This window comes from Streptomyces sp. NPDC057249, from assembly GCF_042669245.1.
Classification (GTDB): Bacteria; Actinomycetota; Actinomycetes; order Streptomycetales; family Streptomycetaceae; genus Streptomyces.
Genome location: NZ_JBHUXS010000011.1, coordinates 225,997 through 252,075, shown reverse-complemented (window position 1 = coordinate 252,075; position 26,079 = coordinate 225,997). Strand labels below are relative to the sequence as shown.

Here is a 26,079-nt window from a genome sequence, read left to right as displayed (position 1 = left end):
CTACTACCTCAAGAAGCGCGGCGAAGGGCTGTTGCACACCCAGGCCCTGCTCTCGCTCGCCCGACGGCGAGTCGACGTGCTCTGGGCGATGCTGCGTGACAAGAGGCTGTTCACCTCCGCCCCACCGGTCACGCAGACGGCTTGACTTCATCATTGAGATTCCTCGCTGTCGGGTGACGGCTGCGCCGCCGTTCAGTGACGAACCTCGCGCCGTGCCGCCTTCGCCTCGGCCTGCGCGATCCGCCCGGCGGTCTCGCGCCGGCGCCCCTCCGCCTTCAGGCGCTCGTCGCCCAGCGCCGCGCCGTCCGACTTGAGCTTCGCCGCCTTCGCCCTCATGGCCAGGGCGCGGGCGATTTCGGCATGCCTTCCCATGTCTCCTCGGTTCCTCCCGGGTCGTCCTGCGGGCGTGCCCGCACAGCCGTTCCGTGCGACGGGTTCCCACGGAATCCGGGTTCAACCGGAATGCCCGATTCAATCCGGGACCGAGTCGTCCGGGCGGCGGCCCACGCCCCGGTCGGACGGCCGGACCGGGCCGTACGAAAACGCCCGGCCGGTCCCGCATGTCCCTGGTCGGGACGGGTACCCGCCTGGCCAGGCTCCCGGCGTACGCGGGAGCAGGCGCTGCGGTTGGGACCACAGCCGCAGCACCGTCCGGCGGACTCCGAGTCGCGCGCCGGGCCCGGTGCGCCCAGGATCGACGCGGGGCGCCGACGGGCCGCCCCGGACGCCACGCCGCCGCACGGACCCCCACCTCTGTCCTACGGAGACTTCATGGCCGACAGCACCCTGTCCCTCCTGCTGCGGGGTTACGCGTGGCTGCCGGACCGCCGGCGCCGCAGCGGCGGTGCGCCGGTCCGCACCCGTCTGCTCGGCAGACGGGTCATCGCGCTGCACGGGCCGGCCGCCGTCCGCTTCTTCTACGACGAGGACCACATACGCCGCCATGGCGCGCTGCCGGAACCGGTCATCGACACGCTGTTCGGCCAAGGGGCGGTGCACACCCTGGACGGTGAGCCACACCGGGTGCGCAAGGGGATGTTCCTGCACCTGCTGAAGGACCCGGAGGGCGTACGGGCCCTGACGGACCGGACCGCACTGGAGTGGAAGGACGCGGTGGCCGGGTGGGCGGACCGGGGCCGGGTCGTGCTGTTCGACGAGGTGGCCGGGGTGCTGACGCGCGCCGTCCACGCGTGGGCCGGGGTGCCCCTGCCGGAGGGCGAGGCGGACGGTGCGGCGCGCGACCTGGTGGCCATGGTGGACGGGTTCGCGTCGGCCGGGCCCCGGCAGTTGCGTGCCCGGGTCGCCCGGCGCCGCCAGGAGAGGCGTCTGGCCCGCCTGGTGGAGCGGGAACGCGCGGGCGGTGATCTCGCTGCCGACGGCGGGGTGGGTGCCACCCCGTTCCGTACCGTGGCGCACCACCGCGATGCCGACGGTTCACTGCTCGATCCCCGTACGGCGGCCGTCGAGGTGCTCAACGTCCTGCGTCCGACCGTCGCGGTGAGCTGGTTCGCGGTGTTCGCGGCGCACGCCCTGCACCGGTGGCCGGAGCACCGGGCGGCGCTCCGCGACGGCGGCCCCGGCCACGCCCTCGCCTTCGCGCAGGAGGTCCGCCGCTTCTACCCGTTCGCTCCGTTCATCGGCGGGCTGGCGGCGGACCGGCTCGACTGGGAGGGCCGCACCATCCGGCCGGGGACGCTGGTGCTCCTCGACCTGTACGGCCAGAACCACGACCCGGACCTGTGGCCCCGGCCCTACGTCTTCGACCCCGCGCGCTTCCACGGCACGCCGGTACGGCCCGACGAGCTGGTCCCGCAGGGCGGCGGCGACCCGGCGACGGGACACCGCTGCCCGGGCGAGGACATCACCCTCGCCCTGCTGTCCGCGCTCGCGGTGCTGCTGTCCGGCCTCGCGTACCGGGTGCCGGAACAGGACCTCTCCATCCCGCTCCACCGCGTCCCGACCGCACCCCGGAGCGGGTTCGTCATCGAGGACGTCCGGTAACCCCCCGCTCCCGCCCACCCCACGACCCGTCACGGAAGAAGGCCCCATGAGTACACCCGGCCAGGACCCCACCGAGCGCTTCCCGAAGCCCGACTTCCCGCAGCAGGGACAGGAACACCCCGGCTGGACCGGCCCCATGGACCCGCCGCCCGACCACGGCGAGGACTCCTACCGGGGCCATGGGCTCCTGAAGGACCGCAAAGCCGTGGTGACGGGGGGCGACTCCGGGATCGGCCGCGCCGTCGCGCTGGCGTTCGCCCGCGAGGGGGCGGACGTGCTGATCACCCACCTCGACACCGAGGAGGACGAGGCCCGGGAGACGGCCCGGCTCATCGAGGAGGCGGGCCGGCAGGCGCTGACCGAGGCGTGCGACATCCGCGACGAGAAGCAGTGCCGTGCCCTGATCGGCAGCGCGGTGCAGGAGTTCGGGCGCATCGACGTCCTCGTCAACAACGCCGCGTACCAGATGGCACAGCCGGACGGGATCTCCGCGATCTCCACGGAGCAGTTCGACCGGGTGCTGCGCACCAACCTGTACGGGATGTTCTGGCTGTGCAAGATGGCCCTGCCGCACATTCCGGCGGGCGGGTCGATCATCAACACCACGTCGGTACAGGCGTACAAGCCGAGTCCGCATCTGCTGGACTACGCCATGACCAAGGGCGCCATCGTGACGTTCACCCAGGGCCTGGCCCAGATGCTGGCGTCCGACGGCATCCGGGTGAACGCCGTGGCGCCCGGACCGGTGTGGACGCCGCTGATCCCGGCGACGCTGCCGGACACGAAGGAGTTCGGGAAGCAGAGCCCCCTGGGGCGGCCCGCCCAGCCGGCCGAGATGGCTCCGGCGTACGTGTTCCTCGCCTCCGGCAACGCGAGTTACATCACCGGGGAAGTCGTGAACGCGACCGGCGGTACACCACTCCCCTAGCTCGTACGCCGTACGGAGTGACGGAGCGGACCACGGGAAGGCGGCGGACATGCCGAAAAATCATCAGGAAGCACCTGTTCTCGACGCCCTGGCCGCCTACCGGCAGCGGGGTGAGCTGGGATTCACGCCCCCGGGGCACAAGCAGGCCCGGGGCGCCGCTCCCGAGGTCAGGGCCGTACTGGGCGACGCCGTGTTCCTCGGCGACGTCCTGGCCAGCGGCGGCCTGGACGACCGGCGGATGAAGTCGGGGGTGCTGCAACGGGCGGAGGTCCTGATGGCCGACGCCGTGCACGCGGAGCACGCGTTCTTCTCGACGTGCGGCAGCTCCCTGTCGGTCAAGGCGGCGATGCTGAGCGTCGCCGCGCACGGCCAGAAGCTGCTGGTGGGGCGGGACGCCCACAAGGCGGTGATCTCCGGGCTCATCCTCTCGGGCATCCGGCCGGTGTGGGTCGAGCCGCAGTGGGACACCGAACGCCATCTCGCCCACCCGCCGTCCCCGGAGGCGTACGAACGGGCCTTCGAGGAGCACCCGGATGCGAAGGGCGCCCTGGTGACCAGCCCCACCCCGTACGGGGTGGCGGCGGATCTGCGGGCCATCGCCGAGGTGTGCCACCGGCGCTCCCGCCCGCTCGTGGTGGACGAGGCGTGGGGCGCACATCTGCCCTTCCATCCGGATCTGCCGACGTGGGCGATGGACGCGGGCGCCGACGTCTGCGTCACCAGCATCCACAAGATGGGCAGCGGCCTGGAACAGGGGTCGGTGTTCCATCTGCGGGGCGACCTGATCGACCACGACACGCTGGCGTCCCGGGCCGATCTGCTGGGCACGACGAGCCCGTCCGTCCTGCTGTACGCGGGCATGGACGGCTGGCGGCGCCAGATGGTGCTGGAGGGGCACACGCTGATGTCGCGCGCCCTCGACCTCGCCGCCTCGGTGCGCGAGGAGATCGAGGCGATCGACGGGATGCACGTCAACGACCGCGACGACTTCTGCGGTCCGGGCGCCGGCTCCGAGTTCGACCCGCTGCCGGTGCTCGTCGACATCTCCGGCCTCGGGATCTCCGGCTATCTGGCGGCGGACTGGCTGCGCGAGCACCACCACCTGGACACCCATCTGATGGACCACCGGCGGGTCAGCGCCCAGCTCACCCACGCCGACGACGCGGAGACGACGAAGCGGCTGCTGACGGCGCTGCGCGACCTCGCCCGGCAGGCGCCCTCACTGCCCCGGGGGCCCGAGGTGGCGGTCCCGCCCCCGTCGGAGCTGCGGATGGACCAGGCGAGGCTGCCGCGCGACGCCTACTTCCACGCGACCGAGGACGTCCCGGTGGAGCGGGCCGCGGGGCGCGTCGCCGCCGAGATGATCACGCCGTATCCCCCGGGCATCCCGGTGGTCCTGCCCGGCGAACGGCTGACGGAGCCGGTGCTGCGCTACCTCCTGACCGGCCTGGCAGCGGGGATGAACCTGCCGGACCCGGCGGACCCGGAGCTGCACACCGTGCGGGTCTGCGCGGACGACTGAGCGCCCGGCACCCGACGGCCTCCCACCCCTTCGGGGCGGGAGGCCGTCGCGCGTCGTCTCAGCCGCGGGTGCGGCCGACGCACTCGGTGACCGCGTCGTGGAGGCTGCCCGTGCGGGAGAGCGCGTCGCGCTGGATGCGCGCGCCCGTGCCGCTCTTCAGGACCCGGTCGATCCCCTCCCGCGCCGACGCCAGGTCGCCGCTGTCCTCCAACGCGTCACGCACATGGGTGAGCAGCGCCCGCACCACGGCGGGCGCGGGGGCGGGCCGCATGGTGGCGGGGTGCAGCAGTTCCCCCTCCAGGCCCGAGCGGCCCGCCTGCCAGGCCGCCATGCGCAGCAGACCCACTCCGTACGGCTCCGGCGGATCGCCCGCCCGCCAGGCCCGGGCGGCCGTCTCGACCAGGCCGCGCACCAGCGTGGCCAGCAGCGCGGCGTCGGCGGGGTCGAGGCAGACGTCCGCGACCCTGACCTCGACGGTGGGATACCGGTGGGAGAGCCGGGCGTCGAAGTAGATCATGCCCTTGTCGCGCAGGACGCCCGTGCCGACGAGGGCTTCGACCTCGTCGTGGTACCGGCGCGCGGAGCCGAACAGTTCCATGGGACCGGCCGAGGGCCAGCGGCCCCAGACCCGGCTGCGGTAGCTGCTGTACGCGGTGTCCTGCCCCTGCCAGAACGGCGAGTTGGAGCTCAGCGCGAGCAGCACCGCGAGCCAGGGGCGGATGCGGTCCAGGACCGCGACGCCCTCCTCGTCCGACTCCACGGAGACGTGCACATGGCATCCGCAGGTGAGCTGCTCCTGCGTGGTCAGCCCGAACCTGTCGGCGAGCCAGCGGTACCGTTCGCCTTCGCCGATGGACGGGCTGACGGGCAGCGGAGAGGTGGCGAGCGCGACGACCGCTCCCCCGGCCTCCGCGGCGCTGCGGGCCGCCTCCGCCCGCCAGCGCAGGATCTCGTCCGCGAGTTCCCGCATGTCCGTGCGCGGTTCGGTGGCGAATTCCAGCTGCTGGCGGTGCAGCTCCTGTTCGAAGGCCGAGTCGCCCTCGGCGCGCCGTTCGGCGAGGGCCAGGACGGCCGTCGACAGCGCCCTGGGGTCGCCGTTCCGCCCGTCGACGAGCAGCAGCTCCTCCTCGACACCCACAGTCCGCACCATCATGTCCTCCATGCTCGATCGGCCGGGGGCGGGCGCCGTCGCGCCGGGCGGCTCCCGCCCTCCCCCACTTCGCCGTGTGCCACCGCACGGCACCGGCACCCCTGAGCGGCCGGCTTTTCTCCGGGCACGGTCCGCCGCGCCCGCCGCTCAGCGCACGCCCGGCCCCTCCGCGAGGCCCCGCCGCGCGACGACGGCCATATGGCCCGCCGCGATCTCCGCGGCGCCCGCCTCCAGCAGCGAGAACGGCGGCCCGGCCGCGCCCCGGAGCAGCGTCAGCGCTCCCAGCACCGTCGTGCCGTCGGGCGCGGTCAGCGCCACGGAGAGCAGGGCCGTGACGTCGGCGCGGACCATGAGCGGGGCGCCGTCCTCGTCCGCCCCCAGCCGGTCCAGGTCGTCGGTCAGCTGTTCCACCGCCGCCGCGCCGGAGGCCATGACCTCGACCGACACGGGGCAGCTGCGCGGGTCCTGCCGGAGGAACGCCTTCTCCAGCCCCGCGTCGTCCGGTGCCGGAGGGCCGTGGACGGCGATCCGGACCGGTCCGTCCGGGGGCCCCAGGTCGAGCAGCGCCCAGTCCGCGAGGCCGTCGCGCAGGAGCCCCGCCACGGCGCCGAGGGCCCCGGCGGAGGGCTCCTCGGCCAGGAGGGCGCGGGCCGTACGGTCCAGGAGGCCGGTCAGCTCGGCCTGGCGCACGACCGACGAGGGATCGGCCCGGTCACCGGCGCGGCCGGAGGTGCGGGGGCCCGGTGCCGGTGCGAGCACCACGAGCACGTCCCGTCCGCGCCCCGCCGGAGCGTCGATCCCGGTGAGCGTGGCGTACAGCGGGCCGTCCGGCGGACCGGGGAGGCGGACCGGGAGGCTGCGGGCTCCCTCGCCGCGGGCCACGGCCGCCGCGTGGGCGCGGAGGGCGGCCCGGTCGGCGGGGCGCAGGAGCGCGGCGAGGGGCCGGCCCGCGGCGTACCCCGGAGGGAGACCGGTCAGTCGGGCGGCCGCCTGGTTGAGGCGGCGCACCACGGTCTGCCCGTCGGTCACGATGACGGGCCACGGAAGGTGGTCGAAGATGGTCCTGAACGAGTGGGGCGCCGTCTTCGCGCCCGGTCCCCGGGGCGGTTGCCGCGGGTTCCCGGCCAGGCGCAGGGCCTCGATCGCGCGGTCCAGCTCCGCGAGGGCCGCGTCGAGCAGGACCGGGTATTCGGCGGGAGGATGGTCCCGGGCCGCGCGCAGCTCCCGGGCGCGGGCGACGAGGACCTGAAGACCGCTCTCGTCCTCCGGTGGCCCGTGCATACGACGAAGCTAGCCGATCATCGGTGTCCCGGCGCCGAGCGGCGCGGCGGGTCCCGCTCCGTTCCGCCGCGGCGGAGACCGGGGGTTCGCAGGGAGGCTGAGGATGGCACTGCCGATGGACACGGTGACCGATGGCGCGGACGTGGCGCCGTGGCTCGTCCGGCTCGTGCGGCGGGCGATGCGGTGTTCGGCCGGGTGCCGGGGCGCGTCGGTGTGCCTGCGGTGGCCCGGCGGGGAAGCCCACAGCGCTTCGACCCACCCGGATCTCGCGGTGCTGGCCGCGCTCCAGGAGGAGACCGGCGAGGGGCCGGGCGTCGATGCCGCCCGCTCGCTGCGGGCGGTCGGGGCCGCCGATCTCGTCGCCGACGGGCGGTGGCCGGATTTCCGGGTGGCGGCGCTGGAACGGGGTCTGCGTGCCTGTGCGGCGGTGCCGGTCCTGACGGAGGGTGTGGCGGCGACGGTCACCCTGTACGCGTTCCGGCCGTGGCGGCTGACCGCAGGGGGCCGGGAGTCGGTCGGGATGCTGGCCGGGGAGACGGTCGGCGGACTTCTGCGCGAGCATGCCCGTACCGGCGCCGAGACGGAGGCGGAGCAGCTGCGCACGGCGATGGCCACACGGGCCGTGATCGACCAGGCCATCGGAATCGTGACGCACCTGCTGGACTGCGACCCGGGCCGGGCGTTCGACGTCCTGCGCGGGCTCTCCCAGCGCACGAACCGCAAGCTGAGCGCCGTCGCGGCGCAGATCGTACGGGCGAGGGGCCGGGGCAGCACACGTGAGCTGCGCCGGCTGCTGACGGAGACCTCCTAAGGGCTGCCCCAGCCCGTCAGGAGCCGGTCGCCGAGCCGGTCCTCCAGGAAGCCGGTGGCGTCGATCCCGAAGACGATGTCCGCCTCCAGGGCGGGTTCGTCGTCCAGCAGCCCCCGTACGACGTCGTGCCGCACCACCTGCTCGTGGACCGCGTCCGCCTCCACGTGTTCGGTGTAGAAGAACTCGGCGGCGGGCCCGGCGCCCGCCCGTTTCATGGCGAGGGCGAGGCGGCGCGAGGCGGGCGACGAGGTGATCTCCACGGCGGCGAAGTGGCCGACCAGGGCGCCGCGCAGCCGCCGGTGCAGGCCGAACAGGGACATCAGGTTGACCAGGGCCAGCATCTCGGCGTGGCCCTCGTCCAGATAGTGGCCGTACGCCGTCTCCAGGCCGAGGTCCGTCATGAGGTCCGCGAAGAGCCGGGCGTGGACGCGGTCGGCCCGGCCGGCGCCGAACTCGTCGTACTCGATGGCGGCCATGCCCGCCTTGGCGCGTCCGCTGAGCCGGGGCAGCACCCAGGCGTGCGGGTCGGCCTCCTTGAGGTGGTACAGGGAGCGCTGGGCGGCGTAGGCGCGCAGCCGGTCCGGTGTGGCGTGTTCCTGGAGGAAGTGCGACACGCCCGTGCCGTCGACCGGCTCCACGAGCAGCGCGTCCAGCGTGTCGTCCAGGCCGGCCCCGGGCGGGACGTCGCGGCGCAGCGCGGACTCGAAGCGGCGTTCCAGGGCCGCCCTGACCGCCAGCAGCGCGGGGTCCCATTCCCGGGCCGGGTCCACGCCGTCGAAGCCCCGGTAGTGGAGCTCGTAGCAGACGTACAGGGCGAGGTGGAGGTCGTCGCCGTAGGGCTCGGCCGCGTCCGCCAGGGACGGGTCGGGCAGCGGCCCGTCCTCCCGGAGATGGGCGACGACCGCCGCCGAAAGTTCGCCGCGGGCCCGGGGAAGCCCGGGTCCGCCCTTCTGACCGGCCATGATGTCTCTCCTCGTACGTCGCGCTCGGGCACCGGCCCGGTACCCCGCGTCCGGCGGGTCAACCGCCGGGGCGCCGCTCTCCCACCATGTGGGTCCGCCGCCGTTGCCGCTACAGCACGGGCGGGCGGTGCGGATGAATGAGCCCGCCCGTGCGGGGAACCCAGAGGCTGCGACCCGGAAGCCACGTCACCGGGCGTGTTCCCCGTAGGACGGAAGGACGGCAGAAGATGAGCGACAACGGCAGCAAGGGCAAGGTGCTGGCCATCGTCACCAACTACGGCGTGGAGCAGGACGAACTCGTCGTACCGCTGGGCCATCTGCGCGAGCGCGGGGTGCGGGTCGATGTCGCCGCCCTGAAGAAGGACGACATCGAGACGCTCGTCGGCGACAAGGACCCGGGCACATCCGTACGCCCCGACCTCACGCTGGACGACGTCGACCCGGCCGGCTACGACCTGCTGCTCGTACCGGGCGGCACCCTGAACGCCGACACGCTGCGGCTCCAGGGCCCGGCCTGTGACATCGTGCGGTCGTTCACCGGCTCCGGGCGGCCGGTCGCGGCCATCTGCCACGGGCCGTGGGTGCTGGTGGAGACCGGCAGCGTCAAGGGCAAGCGGCTCACCTCGTACGCCTCGTTGCGGACCGACGTGCGCAACGCGGGCGGTGAGTGGGTGGACGAGCCGGTCGTGACGGACGAGTCCGGCGGCTGGAAGCTCATCACCTCGCGCAACCCGGGCGACCTCGACCCGTTCCTCAAGGAGGTCGACGCCGCGCTCGCCGGCTGAGACAGCCGACGCGCATGAGGGCCGCCCGGCGTTCCGGCCGGGCGGCCCTCATGCGCGTCTCACACCGGTTCGGGCGCGAAGGGCCGGAACTCGTCCTCGCCGGGCTGCACGACCCCGTAACTGCTCTCCGGCACCTCTTTCCACACGCCGGGCAGCCCGCCCAGGGGTTCCGACACCACCAGCCGGGTGCTGTCGGACACGCCCCGCAGGAAGTCCAGGTCGGGGTGGAGGGCGCGCACGGTCTCGGCCTTGCTGCTGTAGAACAGCGAACGCGACTTGCCAAGACTCGAATAGCGGAACGACCACAGCCGCTCGCCGTCGGACACCGCGACGGTCATCTGGAGCGGATGCTCCACGCCCTCGGCGCGGCCGACGCGTTCGATCAGCCCGGCCATCCGGGCCACGGCGCCCGGCACGTCCTGGTCGAGTCCGAAGGTCAGCGCGAGGTAGAACATCACCTCGGAGTCCGTGGACCCCTCCAGGGCCGAGAACAGCGCCGGGTCGAGCGCCAGGGACAGATCGCGCCGCAGCCGGTGGAAGTCCGCGATCGCACCGTTGTGCATCCACATCCAGCGGCCGTGGCGGAAGGGATGGCAGTTGGTCTGCTGGATGGCCGTCCCCGTGGACGCCCGTACGTGGGCGAAGAACAGCGGCGAGCGGATGTGGCTCGCGATCTCCCGCAGGTTGCGGTTGTTCCAGGCGGGTCCGGTGTCGCGGATGATCGCGGGCGTCTCCTGCTCGGAGCCGTACCAGCCGACTCCGAAGCCGTCACCGTTGGTCGTCTCCACGCCCATGGTGGAGTGCAGGCTCTGGTCGATGAGCGAGTGCTCCGGCTTGTAGAGGAGATCACTGAGCACGACACTCGTGCCGGAATAGGCAAGCCATCGGCACATGTGCGACCGTCCCTTCCCGGGCGGCGGGCAGGGGCCGCTGCGGACGCGCCGGTGGTGCTTCCGCGGGCCTCGGTCCCTGGGACGCCCGGTCGTCGTCGTTATGTCCACGCTACCGACTTCATGGGTCGGCTGCCCGGCCGAGCCCGCCGGAAACGCCGCGGGGGCCGAGCGCTACGGCGCGGTGGGCCTGCGCCGGAACGTCTCCGCCAGGGCCGTGTTCGCCACGACGACGACCCCCAGCACCGCCGCGGCGGCCGGGTGCCCGACCCCGTACAGCGCGAGGGCACCCCCGCCGAGCACCAGGGCCTTCACCGCCAGGACCCCCGCGAGCGGCGGGCGGAACCGGGCGCGCGGCGCCGCGAACAGCGACCACAGCACCACCGCCGCGACAAGCGGTGCGGAGCCGAGGAGCACCTGGAGCGCCAGGGCGTCCGCCAGGGTGAACCCCCACCAGAAGAGGCAGCCGAGCGCCACCACCTCCAGAAGGAAGGCGAGCAGTTCGTTCGCCGCCCACCAGGGCCGCCCGGCCACCGAAGGAATCACCTGGTCGTCCGCGGCTCCGTCGTGCACCCTGCCCCCTTGTGTCGCCCGTGTGCGCGAAGTGAGCCTACGGGAAGCCCCGTTCAGCGGGCGCGGCGCAACCGCAGCGCGGCCACGGCGCCGAGGACGGCGCCCACGGCGAGGACCGCGAGGCCCCGTAGCCAGACGTCGCCCTCGATCTGTGTGGCGAGCCCGACGCAGGAGGCCGCGCCGAGGACGGGCACGACGGTCGGGGCCCTGAAGTGCCCGGGGCGTCCGGGGTCGCGGCGCAGCACCAGCAGTGCCGTGTTGACCAGGAAGAAGACCACGAGGAGCAGGAGGACGAGGGTCGAGGCGAGCGTGGAGACGTCGCCGGTCAGCGCGAGCAGCAGGGAGAGGGCGGTCGTCGCGGCGATCGCCGCCCACGGGGTGCGGCGGCCCGGGAGCACGGCCGTCAGGAAGCGGGGCAGCAGCCTGTCACGGGCCATGCCGTACGCCAGCCGCGAGGACATGATGCCGGTCAGCAGCGCCCCGTTGGCCACGGCCACCAGTGCGATGGCGCTGAACAGCCAGGTGGGCACGGCCCCGGCGGTGCGGACGACTTCGAGGAGCGGCCCGCTGGACTCGGCCAGCTTCTCCGTCGGCACGGCCGCCGCGGCCGCGGCGCCGACCAGTGCGTAGACGGCGCCGGCGGTGATCAGCGCGCCGAAGAGCGCCCTCGGGTAGGAGCGGCGGGGGTCGCGCGTCTCCTCGGCCACGTTGACGGAGGTCTCGAAGCCCACGAAGGAGTAGTACGCGAGGACCGCGCCGCTCAGGACCGCCAGGACGGGCCCTTCGCTCTCCGTGCCGAGGTCGGTGAGCCGGCCCGGGTCGCCGTCGCCGCGCAGCACGATCCAGGCGCCGAGACCGATCACCAGCAGCAGGCCGCCGACCTCGATGACGGTGGCGACGGCGTTGGCCCGGGTCGACTCGCTGATGCCCCGGGCGTTGAGCAGCGCGAGCGCCACCAGGAAGACGATGGTCACCAGGACCAGCGGGAGGGTCACGAACTCGGAGAGGTAGTCGCCGGCGAACCCCCGGGCCAGGGCCGCCACCGACACCACTCCGGCCGCGAGCATGCAGAAACCGGCGACGAACCCGGTGAAGGGTCCGTAGGCCAGCGTCGCGTAGTGGGAGGCACCGCCGGCGCGCGGGTACTTCGTGGCCAGTTCCGCGTACGAGGCGGCGGTCAGCAGCGCCAGGCACAGGGCCACCAGGAGGGGCACCCAGACGGCGCCGCCGGCGTCGGCCGCGACTTCGCCGACCAGGACGTAGACGCCGGCGCCGAGGACGTCTCCGAGGATGAAGAAGTAGAGCAGCGGGGTGGTGAGGTCCTTCTTGAGGCTCGTCGGGGCGTCCGCGCTCTCGGGCGTGGTTCGGGGAGCTTTCACGGAGCCCGTATACCCGGTGCGTCCGCCGGCAGACAGCCGAGGAGCGGCCGGAGGACGGCCGGTCGCTCGTTGGAACGGGTCGCCGATGCGGATGGCTCAACCGATGTGTCCGGCCGGGGACGAGGGGGTACGCGTGGTCGGGCGATGCCGTCCCCAGCGCGCGCCGACCACTCCGCGCACGGCATGCCCCTCCCCCCGCGAGATTGGAATCCAGTGAGCGACAAGAAGAACCCGGTGTCGGCCGCCGCGGAGAAGATCGCCGGAAAGGTCCAGGAAGCCGTCGGCCAGGGCAACGAGATCCCCGGCGCTCCCGGCCCCGAGCCCGCCCAGGTCGACGAGCCCACGAAGCCGCGCGGGCCGCTGCCGCCCAAGCACGACCAGCGCGGTCCCGAGACGATGAGCCCGACCGGGCAGCCGACCGGCGCCTCCCAGGACCAGGTGGCCCAGGGCGGCGCCTACCTCACCACCGCCCAGGGCGCCCGGCTGTACGACACCGACCACTCGCTGAAGGCCGGTCCCCGCGGCCCGGTGCTGCTCCAGGACCACCACCTGCGGGAGAAGATCACCCACTTCGACCACGAGCGCATCCCGGAGCGGGTGGTCCACGCCCGCGGTGCCGCCGCCCACGGTGTCTTCCGCGGGTACGGCGCGGCGGCGGGCATCACGAAGGCCGCGTTCCTCGCCGAGGGCGTCGAGACGCCGGTCTTCGTCCGCTTCTCCACCGTGCTCGGCTCACGCGGTTCCGCCGACACGGTGCGCGACACGCGCGGCTTCGCGACGAAGTTCTACACCGACGAGGGCGTCTTCGACCTGGTCGGCAACAACATCCCGGTCTTCTTCATCCAGGACGCGATCAAGTTCCCCGACATCGTCCACGCGGGCAAGCCGCACCCGGACCGGGAGATCCCGCAGGCGCAGAGCGCCCACGACACGTTCTGGGACTTCGTCACCCTGCACACCGAGGCGACGCACCACACCCTGTGGAACATGTCGGACCGGGGCATCCCGCGTTCGTACCGGATGATGGAGGGCTTCGGGGTCCACACCTTCCGGCTGGTCAACGCCGAGGGCGCGACCACGCTGGTGAAGTTCCACTGGAAGCCGAAGCTGGGCGTGCACTCGCAGGTGTGGGAGGAGGCCCAGATCACCGCCGGCATGGACCCGGACTTCCACCGCCGGGACCTGGCCGACGCGATCGAGGCGGGCGCCTTCCCCCAGTGGGAGCTGGGTGTGCAGACGTTCCCCGACACCGAGGACCAGATGTTCGAGGGCATCGACCTGCTCGACCCCACGAAGATCGTGCCTGAGGAGCTGGCACCGGTCCGCCCGATCGGTCTGATGACGCTGAACGCCAACCCGTCGAACTACTTCGCCGAGACGGAACAGGTCGCCTTCCACGTCGGCCATCTGGTGCCCGGCATCGACGTCACCAACGACGCGCTGATGCAGGGGCGCCTCTTCTCGTACGTCGACACCCAGATCACCCGGCTCGGCGGCCCCAACTTCGCCCAGCTGCCGATCAACCGCACGCACGCGCCGGTCAACGACATGCTGCGTGACGGGATGCACCAGACGGCCGTGCACCGGGGCGTGGCGCCCTACCGGCCCAACTCCCTGGACGGCGGCTGCCCGTTCACCGCCGGCGCGGACACCGGTGCCTACATCGAGGTGCCCGTCGAGGTCCCGGCGGCCCGGAAGGTGCGGGACGCGGCGGCCTCGTTCGACGACCACTTCAGCCAGGCCCGGCTGTTCTGGCTGAGCATGACGCCCACGGAGCGGGAGCACATCACCGCCGCGTACACCTTCGAGCTCGGCAAGTGCTGGGACCAGGCGGTCAAGGAGCGGGGCCTCAAAGTGCTCGCCAACATCGACCCCGAACTGTGCGCGCACGTCGCCGAGGGGCTGGGCCTGCCGGCACCCGGGGCGACCGAGCCCCTGGCCTCGCCCGAGCCCAGCCCGGCCCTGTCCCAGCTGGGCCGCACCTGGCCGGTCGACGGGCGGATCGTGGGCATCGTCACGGACGGCGAGAGCGGCCTGGACACCGTGCGCGAGGCACGCGGCGCCGTCCTCGATGCCGGGATGGTCCCCCTGGTGATCGCGCCCTCGGGCGGAAAGCTGGGCTCCGGGAACGACGCGGTCACCGTGCAGCGCACCTTCACCACGGCCCGGTCGATCGAGTTCGACGCGATCGTGCTGGCGGGGGCGCCCGCGCCGGCCCCGGACGCGTACGGGGCCCGTGACGCCAAGACGGACGACGGGGCCCGGTCCACCGGTGTGGACCCGCGCGTCCTGCTGCTGGTGACCGAGGCGTTCCGGCACGGCAAGGCCGTCGGTGCCTGCGGTGACGGGGCGACGGTGCTGGAGAAGGCCGGCCTCGCCTCGGACGCGCCGGGCGTCGTGTCGGGCGGGGCCGCGTCCACGGTGCTGGACGGCATCACGGAACTCCTCGCAGGTCACCGCGCCTGGGACCGCTTCACACCCGCGCTCTGAGACCGCTCCGGGCCGGCGCGCGTAGCCGGCCCGGACCGGGGCACGCGCGGGGGGAACCCGCAGACGGCACCGACAGGAGGAGACGCATGAACCACCGGGACCGAGAGCACGAGCAGCCGCCCCGGACGGCCGTCGAGGAGGTCGTCCGCGAGGCGGAGGAGGCCGAGACGGACGTGGCGGACACCAGGCGGGAGCGGCACGGCCGGGACAGCGAGGCCGGCGATGCGCTGACCCCGAACGAAGGGGCCCAGGAGGACGCGGACCAGTAGCACCCATAGGGTGACAAAGGGCGCGTTTTCCCCGTGCCCGGCAGGGCATTCGCAGGATGCGGAGGGCCGCCGCGTGCGGCGGTCCCGGCATCCATGACGCCTCCGACGGAAGGACGAATCATGCCGACAGAGGCACGTGGCGACGACGTCTACCAGCCGCAGGACGACGGCCAGGACCCGCCCAACGACGACCTCGACCTGGAGAACACGCTGGGCGAGCGCGGCCTGGACGACCAGATGGAGGAGGGCTACTCGCCGCCCGAGCGCCCCCTGGGCGTCGACAAGTACGGCACCACGGGCGAGGAGGAACGCCGCGGCGAATCCCTCGACCAGCGCCTGGCCCAGGAGGTCGAGGACGTCGGGCCGCCGGACGGCGACGGCATCGGGGACCTGGACGGCGGCGAGGGCGAGCCGCTGGAGCCGGAGGAAGGCGGGACCCGCTCGGGCCGGCTGAGCGCGGCGGACGAGGTGCCGGGACGGCGCACCGACGTCTACGCCGACGACGTGGGCATCGACGGCGGCGCGGCCTCGGCCGAGGAGGCCGCCGTACACACCACGGACGAGGAAGAGGACCAAGGGCGCGAGGGCTGACCCGAACGGGCCCGCCGCCACGGATCATGCGCGTACAGGAGGGGTTGTCGGTGCTGGAGACCGGGACGAGCGCCGGCCGCCGGGCGGCGGCCGTACGGGAGCGGCTGGGGGCCCTGGCCTCCGGCGCACGCCTCCCCGACCGGTATCAGCTGGTGCAGTCCCTGAAGGCCGCGGCCGCTGCCGCCCTCGCCTGGGCCCTCACCGGGTGGTGGCTGGCGGCGCCGATGGCGCTGATGGCCCCCTGGGCCGCCGTCGCCCTCGTGCAGGGGACCGTCTACCGGTCGCTGCGCTCGGCGGTCGAACTGCTCGCGATGATGGCCTCCGGCACCCTTCTCGCCGCGGGCGCGGCGGTGCTCACCGGCAACACCATGGCGGCCATGCTGATCGCGCTGCCGCTCACCGTGCTCCTCGGCAACTGGCTGCCGGTCGGCGAGCAGGGCCTGTACGCGCCCACCACCGCCCTGTTCGTCCTGGCCTACGGGACGTACTCGCTGCCCGCCGTCGGACACCGGCTGCTGGAGACGGTGGTGGGGGCCGTCGTCGGGATCGCGGTGAACGCGATCGTCCTGCCGCCGGTGCACTCGCTGCACGTGAGGACCCTCGCGTGCGCGCTGCCGAGGGACTGTTCCCGGCTGCTGCGCGACCTGAGCGAGGGCATGGCCGAGGAGTACGACGAGGAGCGGGCGGAGCGCTGGCACCGGGCCGCCGGGGAACTGCCCGGCGCGCTGTCGGACCTGCGCGCGGCACGCGGGTGGGCGACGGAGAGCTTCCGCTTCAACCCGGGGCACCGGATGCGCCGCAGCACCCCTTCGCCCTCCGAACGGTGGGACGTGGTCTGGGCGCAGGTGGCGAACCGGCTGCTGACCCTGACGCTGACGCTCTGGGAGACCGCGTCGGAGGGACGCGGTCTGCCCCGGCCGCCGGGCCCGTCCCTGGCGGACCTGAGCGCCGTGATGGCCGCCGCCGCGGAGGTCTGCGCGACCGACGCGACGATCATGGAAGAGGGCCCGGACGACGAGTGCCTGGAACAGCGCGCCGACCGGCTCGCCGACGCCCGGCGCGCCCTGGCCGATGCCAAGCGGCAGCTGCGCGGGCCGGGCCCCGACGCCGGCGCCTCGCTCGGCAGCCTGGTGGCCGGCTGCCAGGCACTGCTGGACGACCTGCAACCCGGCGAGGACGGCTCGGCGCTTCTCACCGGCGGCGCCCGCACCGGCCGGATCTGAGGAGTACGCATGACACGCACGGACCGCATCGCTCAGCCCTGGGGCACCCGGACCCCCTACGGTCCCGGTGAGCCCTGGCCCGTACGGGTGGACACCCGGCTCGCCGACGGGGTGACGCCGGATCAGGTCGAGCGGTGGGTGCAGTCGGCGGCGATCCTGCACTCCAACGGGGACGGGCTCGACATCGCCGTGAAGGACGGCCGGATCGTCGGGGTGCGCGGCCGGGCACAGGACCGGGTCAACCACGGACGGCTGGACCCCAAGGACCTGTTCGGCTGGCAGGCCAACGGCTCCCCCGACCGGCTGACCCGTCCGCTGGTGCGCGACGGGGACGGCCGGCTCGTGGAGAGCGACTGGGACACCGCGATGGACCGGGTGGTGCGGCGCACGAAGGAACTCCTCGACGAGCAGGGGCCGTCGGCGGTGGGGTTCTACACCTCGGGGCAGCTCTTCGCGGAGGAGTACTACACGCTGACGCTGATCGCCCGGGGCGGCATCGGCACCAACCACCTGGACGGCAACACCCGGCTGTGCACGTCCACGGCCGCCGAGGCGCTGAAGGAGTCGTTCGGCAGCGACGGGCAGCCCGGCTCGTACACCGACATCGACCACGCGGACACGATCGCGCTGTTCGGGCACAACATGGCGGAGACGCAGACCGTGCTGTGGACGCGCGTGCTGGACCGGCTGGCCGGGCCGAACCCGCCGGCCGTGGTCTGCGTCGATCCGCGCCCCACCCCGGTGGCGCGGGCGGCGACCGTGCACCTGGCGCCGAAGCCCGGGACGAACGTGGCCCTGATGAACGGTCTGCTGCGGGAGATCGTGGAGAACGGCTGGACCGACCAGGACTACCTGGACCGCAACGTCGTCGGCTTCGACGAGCTGAGGAAGCGGCTGGACGCCTACACGCCCGAGCACGTGGCGGAGATCTGCGGGGTGCCCGCCGAGCGGCTGCGGGAGGCCGCCCGTCTGCTGGGCACGGCGGAGCGGCTGCTGTCGACGGTGCTCCAGGGCTTCTACCAGTCGCACCAGGCCACCGCGGCCTCGGTCCAGGTCAACAACCTGCACCTGGTGCGGGGCATGCTCGGCAAGCCGGGCTGCGGGATTCTCCAGATGAACGGCCAGCCGACGGCGCAGAACACCCGCGAGTGCGGCGCCAACGGCGACATGCCGGGGTTTCGCAACTGGGAGAACGACGCGCACATGGCCGAGCTCACCCGCCTGTGGAACCTGGCCCCGCTCCGGGTGCCGCACTACGGCCCGCCCACCCACGCGATGCAGATGTTCCGGTACGTGGAGGAGGGCTCCATCCGGTTGCTGTGGGTCAGCGGCACCAATCCGGCGGTGTCGTTGCCGGAGCTGCGGCGCATCCGCTCGGTGCTCGCGCAGGAGCGGCTGTTCCTCGTCGTCCAGGACGCCTTCCTGACCGAGACGGCGCAGCTGGCCGACGTGGTGCTGCCGGCGGCGGTCTGGGGCGAGAAGACGGGCACCTTCACCAACGCCGACCGCACGGTGCACCTGTCGGAGAAGGCGGTCGAGCCGCCCGGCCAGGCCAGGCCCGACCTGGACATCTTCTGCGACTTCGCGCGCCGGCTGGACCTGCGGGACAAGGACGGCGGCCCGCTGGTCCCGTGGAGCGACCCGGAGGCGGCGTTCGAGGGCTGGAAGGAGTGCAGCCGGGGGCGCCCGTGCGACTACACGGGCATCACGTACGCGAAGCTGCGCGGCGGGAGCGGCATCCAGTGGCCGTGCAACGAGCGGCATCCGTACGGCACGGAGCGGCTGTACGCGGACGGCCGCTTCTGGAGCGACCCGGACTACTGCGAGAGCTACGGGCGGGATCTGGTGACCGGGGCGCCGCTGGAGGAGACCGAGTACCGGGCGATGAACCCGTCGGCGAAGGCGGTCATCAAGGCGGCCGAGTATCTGCCGCCGCACGAACCGCCCGGCGAGGAGTATCCGTTCTCGCTGATCACCGGGCGGACGCTCTACCACTTCCACACCCGGACCAAGACCGCGCGGGCCCCCCAGCTCCAGGCCGCCGCCCCGGAGGTGTGGGTGGAGGTCTCCGCCGGCGACGCGGCCTCGTACGGCGTCCAGGAGGGCGATCTGGTGGAGGTGACGACCCCGCGCGGCACCGTCCGGGCGGCGGCGCGTGTGAGCGGCATCCGGGACGGGGTGCTGTTCCTGCCGTTCCACTACGGCTACTGGGACACCGACGGCGGGTTCGAGCCGAAGGGCGACGGGCGTGCCGGCAACGAGCTGACGCCCACCGAGTGGGACCCGGTCTCCAAGCAGCCGCTGTTCAAGACCGCCGCCGCCCGGCTGCGCCGGCTCGGGCCCTCCGGCTCCCCCGCGCCGGCGCCCACCACCACCGCCTCGGCCCCGGTCGCCGGCGCGGCCGTGCCCGCGACCACGGGCGGCGGCGCGGGCGGGGCGGACGAGGAGCAGCACGCGTACCGGGAGGAGACCCGATGAAGCTGGACCTGGTTCTCAAGGAGGTGCACCACGGGGAGAACGGGCTCGCGGTGCGGCTGATGCGCCTCTCCAGCACGCACTCCACCGACCACGAGGTGCACCACGTGGCCCGCGACCTGGCCGCCTGGTCGCGGCAGCACGTACGGGAACTGGCGGAGGCGGCGGCGGATCACGGTGTCGACCTCTCCCCCGAGCCGAAGGAGGAGTCCTCGGCCGCGGCCTGGCTGCGGGAGAAGGGCGGCGAGCTCGTCGGACGGCGTCCGGAGACCGGCCTGCTGCTCCTGCGGGATCTGCGCGACACCTATCTGAAGGCGGCGGCCGTGTCCGTGGACTGGGAGCTGCTGGCCCAGACCGCCCAGGCCGCCCGCGATCAGGAACTGCTCGACCTGACCGAGCGCTGCCACCCGCAGACCCTGCGCCAGCAGCGCTGGGCGAACGCGATGATCAAGGTCGTCTCACCGCAGGTCCTGACGAGCTGACCGGCTCTCCGGCGGCCGGTCCGGTGCGGAATCGGATGCGGGCGCCGGGGTGAGCGCGTGCGTGGGCCGGGGCGCGGGCGCATCGTTCTAGAGGACCCCGGCGAAGGAGCGCGCCCTATGCCGAATCTGGACTGGCGGACACCCGTGGCGGGCGCGCCCTGCTGGGTGAGCCTCGCGACCCACGACCTGCGGGCCGCGCGGGCCTTCTACGGCCGGACGCTGGGCTGGGAGTTCCACGAGAGCACCCTCGGCGAGGACTTCGTACTGGCGCGTGCGCACGGCAGGGCGGTCGCCGGCATCGGGGGCTGCCCGGGCACCGGCGGCCCGCCCCCGGCCTGGATTCCGTACTTCGCCGTGCCGGACGCGGACGATACGGCCGACCGCGTCCGGGAGCGCGGCGCCACACTCGCCGTCGGCCCGCTGCCGCTGGGCAAGGGGCGGGCGGCGATCGCCGCCGACCGGGAGGGGGCCGCCTTCGGCTTCTGGGAGGGCCCGGCGCCCGTCTGGGCCGACGGGCCGCGCGCCCCGGCCAGGGTGGATCTCCAGTCGCGCCACGCCCTTGAGGCGGCGATCTTCTACGCGGAGGTCTTCGGCTGGGCGAGGCCGCACAGCCGGTGCGCGGTCGACTACGCGGAGGAGCGTGTCCTCGTCCGGGCGGGCGGGCACACCGTCGTCACGCTGCGTGGCGGCGGGGTGGAGGACGCTGCGGACCCGCGGGTGCGGGCGCGCTGGATCGTGGACTTCCTGGTGCCCGACAGCACGCGGACGGCAAAGGCCGCGGTGGCCGCCGGGGGCGAGGCGACACCGGTGGAGGGCGTGCCGGGGACCGCGTACGTGCTCCGCGATCCGGAGGGCGCGCTCTTCACGGTCTCGGACCGTTGACGGCTGCCGTGTGAGGAAACCCACCATCGCGCGAAATTCCTTGCGGTGACTGGGTTTCCGGGGCTGCGGGGCGGGGCGGGCGGGCGCCTAGGCCGGTACCTCGGCGGGATGTTTGTGAAGATGAAATGCGCCGGCGGGCCGTTGCCCGCCGGCTTTTCGCAGCCGAGGCGTTACCGAGACACCGTTCCGTGATCCGACGCGTGCTGCTTCACCGCCCCCGTCGGAAATGTGCTCCCCGTGCCTCCTGCCGCCTCTGTTCCCGAGTCCGCCCGGAAGACGCGCCGCCGCGACAGCAGCCCCTGGCGATGCCTGGCCGTCCCCAGCATGCGCTGGTGGTCCGCCGCCAACCTGGTGTCGAACACCGGGGCGTGGATGCAGCTCACCGTGCAGAACCTGCTGGTGCTCCAGATCACCGGTTCGGCCGCGGCGACGGGCCTGTCCCTCGCCGTCCAGGCCGGGCCGGGACTGCTGCTCGGGGTCTTCGGCGGTGCCGTGGTGGACCGCTGGCCGCTCAAGGTCACCGCCGCGGTCAGTCAGGCGGTGCTCGCCGTGATCGCGTTTTCGACGGCCGCCCTGATCGGGGCCGGGCTGCTGAACATGCCCGTGCTGCTCGTCCTCGCGGCGATCACCGGCATCGTGAACACCATCGACGGGCCCGCGACCTCGCTCCTCGGCAACGATCTCGTGCCCCGGACGGACGTGCCCTCGGCCATCGCGCTCGGTTCGATGGTGCACAGCGCCGGGCGGCTCGCCGGGACCGCGCTGGCGGCGGTGGCCGTCGGGACGCTCGGCACCGGGTCGGCGTACGTGGTCAACGGGATCTCCTTCCTCTGCGTCACCGCGGTGATCCCCTTCCTGCGGCCGGCCGGGGAGGCGGCGCGGGTCCGGCAACCGTCCCCCGAGAAGCGTCCCGCGCCGGCGAAACGCGCGCCGGCCGGCGGGGACGCCCGGGCCGGAGTGGCCTACTTCCTCGGGAAGCCGGGGCTGGTCGCCCTGGCCGGGATCACCGCGGTGAGCTCGATCTTCGGCCGGAACTACCAGCTGACGCTCGCCGTGCTGGTCATCGGCCCGCTCAGCGCCGACGAGAGCGACTTCGGCACGGTCTCCACCGTGCTGGCCGTCGGCGGCATCCTGGGCGCCGTGGTCGCCGGGCGGCTGCGCAACCCGACCGTGCGCCTGGTGAGCGTCCTCGCCGCGTGCGGCGGGCTCCTCCAGGTCGCGGCGGGTCTCGCGCCCGGGCTCATGGTGCTCATCGCGCTGGTCATCCCCATGGCCGTGGTGGAGTCCGTGTCCGACACGGCCGGGTCGACGGTGCTGCAGACCGAGCCCGAGCCCGAGATGCGCGGCCGCGTGCTCGGCGTCTGGCGCAGCGCGAGCACCGGCTGGCAGCTGGCGGGCCCGCCCCTGCTCGGGCTGCTGGTCGAGTTCGCGGGCGCCCGGGGCGCGCTGGTCGCCGGCGGGCTGCTGATCGCCGGGGCCATCGCGGCCGGCGGGCTGCGCGGGCGTGCGGTGGCCCGGAGGGTGGCCGGGGCGGACCGGCCCGTCCCGGCCCAGGAGCCGGTGGCGGCCCCGGTGTCCGTGCCCGCGCTCACCCCGGTCGCCTGATCCGGGCGGCGCCGCGCATGTTTGAGGCGGCCCGGTACGGGAATGGGCCAGGGGTGCTTCGGACCAGAGGCGCGCCCGTGGGAGCTCCGCTCCGGGTGCCGCCTGTCCGGCCGAGGCTCCCACGGCGGTCCCGACAGGCGACGCCGAGGAGTGAACACCATGGCCGGTGCCCGACAGACTGCCCCCGCGCGACATGGGGACGTACCGCCGGAAACGGCGTCCTTCCACCGGCTGCGGGCCCTGCCCGACGGCCCCGAGAAGGACGAACTGCGCCGTGCGACCGTCTGCGCCTGGCTCCCCATGGCCCACCGGCTGGCCGCGCGCTTCCGCGACCGCGGTGAGCCGCTGGACGATCTGCGCCAGGTGGCGGCGATCGGTCTGGTCAAGGCGGTGGACCGGTACGACCCGGCCCGCGGCAAGGCGTTCGAGACGTACGCCATCCCCACGGTGGTCGGCGAGCTCAAGCGCCACTTCCGCGACCACACCTGGGACGTCCATGTGCCGCGCCGGGTCCAGGACCTGCGCAATCAGGTGCGGGTGGCCCGCCGCGACCTCGCCCAGTCGCCGGGCGGGCGGCTGCCGACCGAGGCGGAGATCGGGGCCGCCACAGGGCTCTGCGCCGAGGACGTCCGGGCCGGTCTGGAGGCCCTGGACAGCTATCGCACGCTGTCGCTGGACGCCGAGGTACCCAGGGCCGAGGACGGGTCGTGCCTCGCCGACACCCTGGGCCTGTGCGACCACGCCCTGGACGTCGCGGTCGACCGCGAGGCGGTGAAGCCGGGGCTGCGCCGCCTGCCCGAGCGCGAGCGCACCATCCTCTACCTGCGGTTCTTCCGCGACATGACGCAGGACCGGATCGCCGAGACGCTCGGCATCTCGCAGATGCACGTCTCCCGGCTGATCGCCCAGTGCTGCGAGGAGGTGCGCAGGCAGGCGCTCCAGGAACCGGCGGGTCAGCCGACGTAGCGCCGCGCCGTGCCCTGGCGCTGGGCACGTTCCAGGGCGGCGAGCCGCCGTTCGATGTCCGGTGGTACGGGTCTGCGCCTGCGCAGCACCCAGGGCAGGCCCCGCGCGGCGTGGGCGAAGGCGCGCAGCGAGGCACGGTCCCGGGGAACGGTGGCCAGCAGATACAGGGTGCGGCGCAGCGCGGAGCCGGCCGGGCGGCGCAGCCAGGTGAACCAGAGCGTGTTGCGCAGTCCGAGGACGCGCCGGGCGGTGCTGTCGCGGACCGGGGACGCGGCGTGGTGGATGACCATCTCGGGGACGTACGCGAGCCACCACCCGGCCCGCATCAGGTCGGTGGCCATCAGTTCCTCCTCGCCGCCGAGCCAGAGCCCCGGGTGGAAGCCGCCCGCCTCGCGGAACGCCTCCGTGCGCATGACGGTCGCCGCCGCCAGGAACGAGCCGATCGCGGGGCCGGGGAGCCAGGACGGGCCGGTGAGCGGGGAGTCGCGCAGCTCGGCGACCACGGGGTCGTCCTCGCCCCCGGGCTCGACGACGATCCGCGCGGTGACGGCCGCCAGGCGCTCGTGGGCGTCGAGCCGGTCGGCCGCGATCCGCAGGGCGCCCGGGTCCCACCAGGTGTCGTCGTCGCAGAACGCCACGTACGGCGTACGGACCTGCTGGACGGCGAGGTTCCGGCCGACCGCGCCCAGGTTCCGGCCGGGGGTGAGCAGCCGCACGTCGGGGAATTCGCGGGCGACGGCCTCGGCCGTGCCGTCGTGCGAGGCGTTGTCCGTGACGACGACGGCCGGCCGCTCCGGGAGCCGGCTGAGCAGGCGCAGGGTGCGCAGCAGCTCGGCGCGGCGGTCGTGGGTGATGACCACCACCGTGACGCGGGGGTCGGGGGCGGGCGGGTCGCCGGGGCTCATCGGTCGTCTCCGTTCGGCGGGGCGCTCTCCAGGAGCCGGATCTGGCGCTCGACCCAGGGCGGCAGTTCCCTGCGCCGGCGCAGGGCCGCGGGGAGCCGTGCCAGGGCCTGGCGGAGGGCGGGGCCGGCGTCGGGCCTGCCGCGGGCCCAGGCGTCGGCCAGCCGGCCGGTCTCGCGCAGTGCGACCGGCAGGGGCCGTCTCAGCCAGGCCGTGAGGAGCGCGTTGCGGAGCACGGCGACGGTGCGGCCGGGCCGCTCCCCCGGGTCGGGTCCGTGGTGGGCGACCAGGCTGGGTTCGTAGACCACGCCCCAGCCCGCGGCCGTGAGGTCGTACGCCAGCAGGGTCTCCTCCGCGCCGAAGAAGAGGACGCCGTGGTAGCCGCCCGCGTCGAGGAAGGCGGAGCGGCGGACCACCGCCGCGCACCCCAGGAAGCCCAGCACCGGGGTGCCGGGCAGGTCGGCGCGGCCGGGGAGCGGCGAGGCGGCGAGCACCCGGTTGAGCGGGTCGGGTTCGCCCGTGGGGTGCACCAGCGTGCGGGAGGCCAGCAGGCCCAGCTTCGGGTAGGTGTCGAAGAGGGCTTCCGCGGTCTTCAGGGCGCCCGGCTCCCACCAGGAGTCGTCGTCGCTGAAGGCCACGTAGGGCGTGCCGGCCCGGCGCGCGGCGAGGTTCCGGCCGAGGGCGCCGGTGTTGCGGCCCGGGGAGAGCAGCCGGGCCCCGCCGGGGTGGCGGCGCACCGCTTCGCCGGTGCCGTCCGTCGATCCGTTGTCGACCACGATCACGGGCGGTCTCTCCGGCAGGGCGGCCAGCCGGTCCAGCGTTCTGACCAGGCTCTCCCGGCGGTCGCGCGTGATGATCACGACGGTGGTCCGGCCCTCCCCCGCGGCCGGTCCGCGGACACGCTCAGCCATGCCCGGCCGCCTCCTTCGCCGCCGCGCCCCGGTGCAGGGCGGCCAGGGCGCTGCCCAGCACCTCGTCGGTGGTGATGCGCAGGAGCAGCGGGTCGGGGGTGGCGGCGTGCGGGTCGCCGGGCGGTCCCGGGTGCCAGAGCGCGGTGTGCCGACGGTCCGGGGGCGGGCCCCAGAGCGAGGGTGCGACCGGGCCGAACAGGGTCACGGACCGGGTGCCGTGCGCGAAGGCGAGGTGGGCCGGTCCGGTGTCGCCGCTGACGAGGAGCGCGGCGCGGGCGACGAGCGCGGAGAGGCCGTCGAAGGTGAGGGTGCCCGCGAGCACGTCGGCGGGGTCGAGCCCGGCGCGGCCGGCGACCTCGGCGCACAGCTCCTCCTCGCCCGGGCCGCCGCTGACGACGACGCGGTGTCCGGCGTCCCGGAGCGCCGTCGCGACGGCCGCGTACCGCTCGGCGGGCCAGCGGCGCGCCGCGGCGTCGGCGCCGGGGTGGAGGACGACGGCGCCCGGTGCCGGGGAGGGCGCGGCGGGCGGCGGGACGCGGACGTCGGCGGGGTCGGCGGGGATGCCGTACGCGGTCAGGAACCGGCACCACCGCAGCCGCTCGTGCTCGTCGGGCCGCCAGCGGGGCGGGGCGGGGTGGTCCGCTTCGGGGCGGGCGAAGGAGAGCGTCCGGCCGGGTCCGAGCGCGGCGAGGGCGTCGTGGCTCAGCGGCCCGTTGCCGTGCAGGTCGATGGCGACGGCGGGCGGCGGGCCCGGCCAGTGGTCCAGGGAGGGGACCTGGCGGCCGTTCTCGGGTGTGGCGAAGTGGACGTCCACGGTTCCGGTCGCCCGGACCGCCGCCGCCAGGCTGTCCGGGGCCGCCAGCACCGTCTCGTGCTCCGGGAAGGCGCGTCGTACGCCCCGGAGCGCCGGCACCGCCGCCAGCAGGTCGCCGAGGCCGAGGGCGCGCAGGACGAGGACGGCCGGGCGGTCGCCCGAGGGGGCCGGGCGGGTCCCGTTCACC

General features: G+C 74.2%; 24 protein-coding genes and 1 pseudogene. 15 read left to right on the top strand and 10 right to left on the bottom strand.

The features are described from left to right. Positions 1-145, top strand: a pseudogene (locus ACFUJY_RS22100) (IS110 family transposase); the annotation flags it as partial. A gap of 47 nt (positions 146-192) precedes the next feature. Here the strand turns inward: ACFUJY_RS22100 and ACFUJY_RS22095 are convergent. After that, complete coding sequence (locus tag ACFUJY_RS22095) at positions 193-372, bottom strand: hypothetical protein (protein ID WP_383302218.1); 180 nt, start codon at positions 370-372, stop codon at positions 193-195. 399 nt (positions 373-771) lie between these two features. Here ACFUJY_RS22095 and ACFUJY_RS22090 point away from each other — a divergent pair, with 399 nt between their 5' ends. Genes ACFUJY_RS22090 through ACFUJY_RS22080 form a run of 3 tightly spaced genes read left to right on the top strand, consistent with a single transcriptional unit; the run spans position 772 to position 4,451 of the window. Further along, the gene (locus ACFUJY_RS22090; protein ID WP_383302214.1) at positions 772-2,001 is read left to right on the top strand and encodes a cytochrome P450; all 1,230 of its coding nucleotides are present in this window, start codon (positions 772-774) and stop codon (positions 1,999-2,001) included. A 46-nt stretch (positions 2,002-2,047) separates the two neighbouring features. Continuing rightward, entirely contained in the window at positions 2,048-2,929 is an 882-nt protein-coding gene (locus ACFUJY_RS22085) for an SDR family oxidoreductase (RefSeq protein WP_383302212.1), read from the top strand. Between the two features lie 49 nt (positions 2,930-2,978). Then, the gene (locus ACFUJY_RS22080; protein ID WP_383302210.1) at positions 2,979-4,451 is read left to right on the top strand and encodes an aminotransferase class I/II-fold pyridoxal phosphate-dependent enzyme; all 1,473 of its coding nucleotides are present in this window, start codon (positions 2,979-2,981) and stop codon (positions 4,449-4,451) included. A 58-nt stretch (positions 4,452-4,509) separates the two neighbouring features. Here the strand turns inward: ACFUJY_RS22080 and ACFUJY_RS22075 are convergent, their stop codons facing one another. Both ACFUJY_RS22075 and ACFUJY_RS22070 read right to left on the bottom strand, forming a co-directional pair. Further along, on the bottom strand, positions 4,510-5,613 hold the full coding sequence (locus tag ACFUJY_RS22075) for a glutamate--cysteine ligase (protein ID WP_383302208.1): 1,104 nt from the start codon (positions 5,611-5,613) through the stop codon (positions 4,510-4,512). Positions 5,614-5,748: 135 nt separating this feature from the next. Next, positions 5,749-6,882 (bottom strand): PAS domain-containing protein, encoded by a 1,134-nt coding sequence (locus ACFUJY_RS22070; protein WP_383302206.1) that lies wholly within the window; start codon positions 6,880-6,882, stop codon positions 5,749-5,751. A 103-nt stretch (positions 6,883-6,985) separates the two neighbouring features. Here ACFUJY_RS22070 and ACFUJY_RS22065 point away from each other — a divergent pair, with 103 nt between their 5' ends. Next, complete coding sequence (locus ACFUJY_RS22065; RefSeq protein WP_383302204.1) at positions 6,986-7,693, top strand: ANTAR domain-containing protein; 708 nt, start codon at positions 6,986-6,988, stop codon at positions 7,691-7,693. Here the strand turns inward: ACFUJY_RS22065 and ACFUJY_RS22060 are convergent. After that, entirely contained in the window at positions 7,690-8,655 is a 966-nt protein-coding gene (locus tag ACFUJY_RS22060) for an iron-containing redox enzyme family protein (RefSeq protein ID WP_383302202.1), read from the bottom strand. The genes ACFUJY_RS22065 and ACFUJY_RS22060 overlap by 4 nt on opposite strands. Before the next feature lie 227 nt (positions 8,656-8,882). On the opposite strand from ACFUJY_RS22060, the gene ACFUJY_RS22055 reads away from it, so the two are divergent. Beyond that, entirely contained in the window at positions 8,883-9,440 is a 558-nt protein-coding gene (locus ACFUJY_RS22055) for a type 1 glutamine amidotransferase domain-containing protein (protein WP_383302199.1), read from the top strand. Between the two features lie 59 nt (positions 9,441-9,499). On the opposite strand, the gene ACFUJY_RS22050 is transcribed toward ACFUJY_RS22055, so the two are convergent. The 3 genes from ACFUJY_RS22050 to ACFUJY_RS22040 all read right to left on the bottom strand — a co-directional run bounded on the left by ACFUJY_RS22050 (position 9,500) and on the right by ACFUJY_RS22040 (position 12,282). After that, on the bottom strand, positions 9,500-10,333 hold the full coding sequence (locus ACFUJY_RS22050; RefSeq protein ID WP_383302197.1) for a class II glutamine amidotransferase: 834 nt from the start codon (positions 10,331-10,333) through the stop codon (positions 9,500-9,502). 171 nt (positions 10,334-10,504) lie between these two features. Then, positions 10,505-10,864: a YrdB family protein gene (locus ACFUJY_RS22045; protein WP_383302231.1), complete on the bottom strand. Its 360-nt coding sequence runs from the start codon at positions 10,862-10,864 to the stop codon at positions 10,505-10,507. 92 nt (positions 10,865-10,956) lie between these two features. Then, positions 10,957-12,282 carry an APC family permease gene (locus ACFUJY_RS22040; protein WP_383302194.1) on the bottom strand — a complete coding sequence of 442 codons (1,326 nt, stop codon included), beginning with the start codon at positions 12,280-12,282 and terminating at the stop codon, positions 10,957-10,959. Between the two features lie 213 nt (positions 12,283-12,495). Here ACFUJY_RS22040 and ACFUJY_RS22035 point away from each other — a divergent pair, with 213 nt between their 5' ends. From ACFUJY_RS22035 to ACFUJY_RS21995, 9 genes are all read left to right on the top strand, one after another. Next, complete coding sequence (locus ACFUJY_RS22035) at positions 12,496-14,772, top strand: catalase (protein ID WP_383302192.1); 2,277 nt, start codon at positions 12,496-12,498, stop codon at positions 14,770-14,772. An 86-nt stretch (positions 14,773-14,858) separates the two neighbouring features. Beyond that, a complete protein-coding gene (locus tag ACFUJY_RS22030) occupies positions 14,859-15,041 on the top strand; it encodes a hypothetical protein (RefSeq protein ID WP_383302190.1) in 183 nt (60 codons plus the stop codon). A 120-nt stretch (positions 15,042-15,161) separates the two neighbouring features. After that, entirely contained in the window at positions 15,162-15,632 is a 471-nt protein-coding gene (locus tag ACFUJY_RS22025; protein WP_383302187.1) for a DUF5709 domain-containing protein, read from the top strand. Between the two features lie 26 nt (positions 15,633-15,658). After that, entirely contained in the window at positions 15,659-16,855 is a 1,197-nt protein-coding gene (locus ACFUJY_RS22020; protein WP_383302184.1) for an aromatic acid exporter family protein, read from the top strand. Positions 16,856-16,864: 9 nt separating this feature from the next. Further along, complete coding sequence (locus tag ACFUJY_RS22015; protein ID WP_383302181.1) at positions 16,865-19,333, top strand: molybdopterin oxidoreductase family protein; 2,469 nt, start codon at positions 16,865-16,867, stop codon at positions 19,331-19,333. Continuing rightward, the gene (locus ACFUJY_RS22010) at positions 19,330-19,812 is read left to right on the top strand and encodes a hypothetical protein (RefSeq protein WP_383302178.1); all 483 of its coding nucleotides are present in this window, start codon (positions 19,330-19,332) and stop codon (positions 19,810-19,812) included. The genes ACFUJY_RS22015 and ACFUJY_RS22010 overlap by 4 nt, the downstream gene beginning before the upstream one ends. A gap of 117 nt (positions 19,813-19,929) precedes the next feature. Beyond that, positions 19,930-20,694 (top strand): VOC family protein, encoded by a 765-nt coding sequence (locus ACFUJY_RS22005; protein ID WP_383302175.1) that lies wholly within the window; start codon positions 19,930-19,932, stop codon positions 20,692-20,694. A gap of 324 nt (positions 20,695-21,018) precedes the next feature. Beyond that, entirely contained in the window at positions 21,019-22,299 is a 1,281-nt protein-coding gene (locus ACFUJY_RS22000; RefSeq protein ID WP_383302228.1) for an MFS transporter, read from the top strand. Positions 22,300-22,458: 159 nt separating this feature from the next. Continuing rightward, a complete protein-coding gene (locus tag ACFUJY_RS21995; protein ID WP_383302172.1) occupies positions 22,459-23,265 on the top strand; it encodes a SigB/SigF/SigG family RNA polymerase sigma factor in 807 nt (268 codons plus the stop codon). Here the strand turns inward: ACFUJY_RS21995 and ACFUJY_RS21990 are convergent. The 3 genes from ACFUJY_RS21990 to ACFUJY_RS21980 are packed head-to-tail and all read right to left on the bottom strand — an operon-like array spanning position 23,253 to position 26,078. Beyond that, positions 23,253-24,170 (bottom strand): glycosyltransferase family 2 protein, encoded by a 918-nt coding sequence (locus tag ACFUJY_RS21990; RefSeq protein ID WP_383302169.1) that lies wholly within the window; start codon positions 24,168-24,170, stop codon positions 23,253-23,255. The genes ACFUJY_RS21995 and ACFUJY_RS21990 overlap by 13 nt on opposite strands. Beyond that, complete coding sequence (locus ACFUJY_RS21985) at positions 24,167-25,078, bottom strand: glycosyltransferase family 2 protein (protein ID WP_383302166.1); 912 nt, start codon at positions 25,076-25,078, stop codon at positions 24,167-24,169. Before ACFUJY_RS21985 ends, ACFUJY_RS21990 begins: the two co-directional genes overlap by 4 nt. Continuing rightward, positions 25,071-26,078 carry a glycosyltransferase family 9 protein gene (locus ACFUJY_RS21980; RefSeq protein WP_383302164.1) on the bottom strand — a complete coding sequence of 336 codons (1,008 nt, stop codon included), beginning with the start codon at positions 26,076-26,078 and terminating at the stop codon, positions 25,071-25,073. Before ACFUJY_RS21980 ends, ACFUJY_RS21985 begins: the two co-directional genes overlap by 8 nt. Between the last annotated feature and the right edge of the window lies 1 nt (position 26,079).

Coding starts and splice junctions, on each gene's coding strand:
- ACFUJY_RS22095 (WP_383302218.1), bottom strand. CDS start 372: ATGGGAAGGCATGCCGAAATCGCCCGCGCCCTGGCCATGAGGGCGAAG.
- ACFUJY_RS22090 (WP_383302214.1), top strand. CDS start 772: ATGGCCGACAGCACCCTGTCCCTCCTGCTGCGGGGTTACGCGTGGCTG.
- ACFUJY_RS22085 (WP_383302212.1), top strand. CDS start 2,048: ATGAGTACACCCGGCCAGGACCCCACCGAGCGCTTCCCGAAGCCCGAC.
- ACFUJY_RS22080 (WP_383302210.1), top strand. CDS start 2,979: ATGCCGAAAAATCATCAGGAAGCACCTGTTCTCGACGCCCTGGCCGCC.
- ACFUJY_RS22075 (WP_383302208.1), bottom strand. CDS start 5,613: ATGGAGGACATGATGGTGCGGACTGTGGGTGTCGAGGAGGAGCTGCTG.
- ACFUJY_RS22070 (WP_383302206.1), bottom strand. CDS start 6,882: ATGCACGGGCCACCGGAGGACGAGAGCGGTCTTCAGGTCCTCGTCGCC.
- ACFUJY_RS22065 (WP_383302204.1), top strand. CDS start 6,986: ATGGCACTGCCGATGGACACGGTGACCGATGGCGCGGACGTGGCGCCG.
- ACFUJY_RS22060 (WP_383302202.1), bottom strand. CDS start 8,655: ATGGCCGGTCAGAAGGGCGGACCCGGGCTTCCCCGGGCCCGCGGCGAA.
- ACFUJY_RS22055 (WP_383302199.1), top strand. CDS start 8,883: ATGAGCGACAACGGCAGCAAGGGCAAGGTGCTGGCCATCGTCACCAAC.
- ACFUJY_RS22050 (WP_383302197.1), bottom strand. CDS start 10,333: ATGTGCCGATGGCTTGCCTATTCCGGCACGAGTGTCGTGCTCAGTGAT.
- ACFUJY_RS22030 (WP_383302190.1), top strand. CDS start 14,859: ATGAACCACCGGGACCGAGAGCACGAGCAGCCGCCCCGGACGGCCGTC.
- ACFUJY_RS22025 (WP_383302187.1), top strand. CDS start 15,162: ATGCCGACAGAGGCACGTGGCGACGACGTCTACCAGCCGCAGGACGAC.
- ACFUJY_RS22020 (WP_383302184.1), top strand. CDS start 15,659: ATGCGCGTACAGGAGGGGTTGTCGGTGCTGGAGACCGGGACGAGCGCC.
- ACFUJY_RS22015 (WP_383302181.1), top strand. CDS start 16,865: ATGACACGCACGGACCGCATCGCTCAGCCCTGGGGCACCCGGACCCCC.
- ACFUJY_RS22010 (WP_383302178.1), top strand. CDS start 19,330: ATGAAGCTGGACCTGGTTCTCAAGGAGGTGCACCACGGGGAGAACGGG.
- ACFUJY_RS22005 (WP_383302175.1), top strand. CDS start 19,930: ATGCCGAATCTGGACTGGCGGACACCCGTGGCGGGCGCGCCCTGCTGG.
- ACFUJY_RS22000 (WP_383302228.1), top strand. CDS start 21,019: ATGCGCTGGTGGTCCGCCGCCAACCTGGTGTCGAACACCGGGGCGTGG.
- ACFUJY_RS21995 (WP_383302172.1), top strand. CDS start 22,459: ATGGCCGGTGCCCGACAGACTGCCCCCGCGCGACATGGGGACGTACCG.
- ACFUJY_RS21990 (WP_383302169.1), bottom strand. CDS start 24,170: ATGAGCCCCGGCGACCCGCCCGCCCCCGACCCCCGCGTCACGGTGGTG.
- ACFUJY_RS21985 (WP_383302166.1), bottom strand. CDS start 25,078: ATGGCTGAGCGTGTCCGCGGACCGGCCGCGGGGGAGGGCCGGACCACC.